Raw genomic sequence first — 3168 nt, 5'->3', positions numbered from 1 at the left:
CCACCACGATGTCCCGCGTAGGATCGGTGGGGGTCTTCCCCCTCTGCGTGCATCCGTCGGGTGCGGTTGCGAACCCTTACGGTCCTCGCAGCCTTGGCAGTCTCTTGGACCTGACAGTCTCTTGGAAGTGACGATGGACGATGGACGGTGGTGACCCGATGACCGCGGGCGCTGAGGAGCCCGAGCCCGGTGGCGTGTTCTCCGATGGTGTGCCCTCCGGCGACGTGCCCTCCGGCGGCGCGTCCCCCAGCGACACGCCCTCCGGCGACACGCCCCCCGGCGACACGCTGCCCGAGCCTCCCCCCGGCGCGGCGGAGATCTTCGGCGACGCCCTCCCGAAGGCCCGGCGTTATGCCGAGCTGCTGGCCGACGACGGTGTGCGGCGCGGGCTGATCGGCCCTCGCGAGGTGCCCCGCCTCTGGGAGCGGCACATCATCAACTGCGCGGTGGTCGAGGAGCTCCTCCCCGAGGGGGCGGAGGTCGTGGACATCGGTTCCGGCGCCGGCCTGCCCGGGCTGGTGCTGGGTCTGCTGCGCCCGGACATCCGCATGGTCCTGCTGGAGCCGCTGCTGCGCCGGACGGTCTTCCTCAACGAGGCCGTGGAGATCCTGGACCTGCCCAACGTCGAGGTGCGGCGGGGGAGGGCGGAGGAGGCGCACGGCGAACTCCTCACCGACTTCGTCACCGCCCGGGCGGTCGCCCCGCTGCCGCGGCTGGCCGGCTGGGCGCTGCCGCTGCTGCGCAAGGGCGGCAGCCTGTTGGCGCTCAAGGGCGAGCAGGCGGAGGCCGAGTTGGCCGCCGCCGAGCAAGACGTTTCAAAACTGCGGCCCAACGTTAGCGATGTGATCCGGGTGGGCCGGGGTAAAGTCGATCCCGCTACCACGGTCGTTCGCGTCACGGTGACATCCGACGGTGGTTCGCCCCCGTCGAAGACGCGGGGCGGCAAGAAGAAGCGCGGACGGAAGAGGTGAACTCATTCGTGCCCCACAATGACCCTGATGTTTCACGTGAAACATCCTCCTACGGTGACCTGCTCGATGTTTCACGTGAAACACCAAGCGTTTCACGTGAAACATCGGAGCCCTACGAGACCCCCCTCGCCCGTGCCGCCCAGGCCGCCATGGCCTCGCGGGGGCAGAACGAGATCTGGCCCCGACCCGAATCCTGCCGGGTGATCGGCGTCGCCAACCAGAAGGGCGGCGTCGGCAAGACCACCACGACGGTCAACATCGCCGCCGCTCTGGCGATGCACGGCCAGCGCGTGCTGGTCGTCGACCTCGACCCGCAGGGCAACGCCTCCACCGCCCTGAGCATGGAGCGCGACACCCAGACCCGTTCGATCTACCACTGCCTGGTCGAGGACGAGGAGATCCGCAAGCTGGCCCAGCCGGTTCCGGACATCCCCAACCTGTGGTGTGCCCCGGCCACCATCGACCTGGCCGGCGCGGAGATCGAGCTCGTCTCCCTGGTGGCCCGCGAGGCGCGCCTCAAGCGCGCGTTCGCCGCGTACGACACCACGGACCTCGACTACATCCTCATCGACTGCCCGCCCTCGCTCGGCCTCCTGACGGTCAACGCGATGGTGGCCTGCGACGAGGTCATGATCCCGATCCAGTGCGAGTACTACGCCCTGGAGGGCCTGGGCCAGCTGCTGCGGAACGTGGAGCTGGTGCAGTCCCACCTCAACCCCGGCCTGGCGGTCAGCACCATCCTGCTGACGATGTACGACGGCCGCACGCGTCTGTCCCAGCAGGTGGCCGACGAGGTGCGCTCGCACTTCCAGGACACCGTCCTGGACACGGTCATTCCGCGGAGCGTCCGTGTCTCCGAGGCACCGAGCTACGGCCAGTCGGTGATGACGTACGACCCGGCCTCGACCGGTGCCGTCGCCTACCTGGACGCGGCCCGGGAGATCGCCTACCGGGCGAAGCGCTAGCGGCCGACCGCTAACGCGAACGTGGTCCCGGCCCCCGCCGGGCGTGAACCGAGAAGTGTGGAGGGAAGTACCGGTGAGTCAGCGACCGCGCGGACTGGGCAAGGGATTGGGGGCGCTCATCCCGTCGGGGCCGCCGGCGGGCGCCCCTGTCCCGGTGTCCGAGAGTGTCCCCGAATCGGTGAACGGGGCGTCCGCCCCCGGGGGACCGGTGGCCATTCCGGACGGCACGTACCTGAAGGAGATCGCGCTCACCGACATCCGGCCCAACCCCCAGCAGCCGCGCAAGCACTTCGACGACGAGGCGCTGGACGAGCTGCGCGACTCGATCGTCGAGGTGGGCGTCCTCCAGCCGGTGGTGGTGCGCGAGCTGCCGCCGGGGGAGTCTCACCCCTATGAGCTCATCATGGGGGAGCGCCGCTTCCGGGCGAGCGGCCGGGCGGACCGGAAGGTCATCCCCGCCCTGGTCCGCAAGACCAAGGACCAGGAGCTGCTGCGCGAGGCGCTGCTGGAGAACCTCCAGCGCCAGCAGCTGAACCCCCTGGAGGAGGCGGCGGCCTACCAGCAGATGCTGGAGGACTTCGGCACCACCCAGGGCGAGCTGGCCCAGCGGGTGGGCAAGTCGCGGGCGCACGTGACCAACACGCTGCGGCTGCTCCAGCTGCCGGCCTCGCTGCACAACAAGGTGGCCTCGGGGGTCATCAGCGCCGGGCACGCCCGTGCCCTGCTGAGCCTCAAGGAGCCGGAGGCGATGGAGCGGTTGGCCGAGCGCGTGATCCAGGAGGGGCTGTCGGTCCGCTCCCTGGAGGAGATCGTCGCGCTGCGGGAGAAGGGCCACGACGTCGAGAAGGCGGAGCGGACCCGGCAGGCCTCGCTGAAGGCGGTCACCCCGCCGCACGTCGAGGAGTGGGCGACCGCGCTGGCCGACCGGCTGGACACCACGGTCAAGGTGGACGTGGGCAAGCGCAAGGGCAAGATCGTGGTGGAGTTCGCCTCGGTCGAGGACCTGGAGCGCATCATCGAGCAGATGGGCGCGTCCCGCGCCTGACGCACCCACCCCGGCCCTCGCGCCCGGATGTTTCACGTGAAACATCCAGGGACGGGGGCCGCGGTGTTTCACGTGAAACACCGACCACCGACCACCGCACGCCAGCCACCGGCCACCGACCCCTGAACGTCAGCCACCGAACTCCGACCACCGACCACCGAACACCGCGGGCCGCCCAGGTCTCCCT

The 3168-nt window shown here is 70.2% G+C and carries 3 protein-coding genes; all 3 read left to right on the top strand.

All coding sequences use genetic code 11. The features are described 5' to 3' along the window. Positions 1-287: 287 nt before the first annotated feature. The 3 genes from rsmG to ACJOT3_RS33730 all read left to right on the top strand — a co-directional run bounded on the left by rsmG (position 288) and on the right by ACJOT3_RS33730 (position 2981). Positions 288-971: a 16S rRNA (guanine(527)-N(7))-methyltransferase RsmG gene (gene rsmG, locus ACJOT3_RS33740; RefSeq protein ID WP_406977189.1), complete on the top strand. Its 684-nt coding sequence runs from the start codon at positions 288-290 to the stop codon at positions 969-971. Positions 972-1120: 149 nt separating this feature from the next. Then, on the top strand, positions 1121-1936 hold the full coding sequence (locus ACJOT3_RS33735) for a ParA family protein (protein ID WP_406977188.1): 816 nt from the start codon (positions 1121-1123) through the stop codon (positions 1934-1936). A 73-nt stretch (positions 1937-2009) separates the two neighbouring features. Continuing rightward, the gene (locus ACJOT3_RS33730) at positions 2010-2981 is read left to right on the top strand and encodes a ParB/RepB/Spo0J family partition protein (protein ID WP_406977187.1); all 972 of its coding nucleotides are present in this window, start codon (positions 2010-2012) and stop codon (positions 2979-2981) included. Positions 2982-3168 lie beyond the last annotated feature (187 nt).

This window comes from Nocardiopsis protaetiae (assembly GCF_045446735.1).
Taxonomy (GTDB): Bacteria; Actinomycetota; Actinomycetes; order Streptosporangiales; family Streptosporangiaceae; genus Nocardiopsis; species Nocardiopsis protaetiae.
Note: the sequence above shows the minus strand (reverse complement) of the source record. Positions and strands in the feature narration are given on the sequence as shown.

Excerpts from the sequence above, each read along its gene's own strand:
- ACJOT3_RS33735 (WP_406977188.1), top strand. The coding sequence starts at position 1,121 with ATGGCCTCGCGGGGGCAGAACGAGATCTGGCCCCGACCCGAATCCTGC.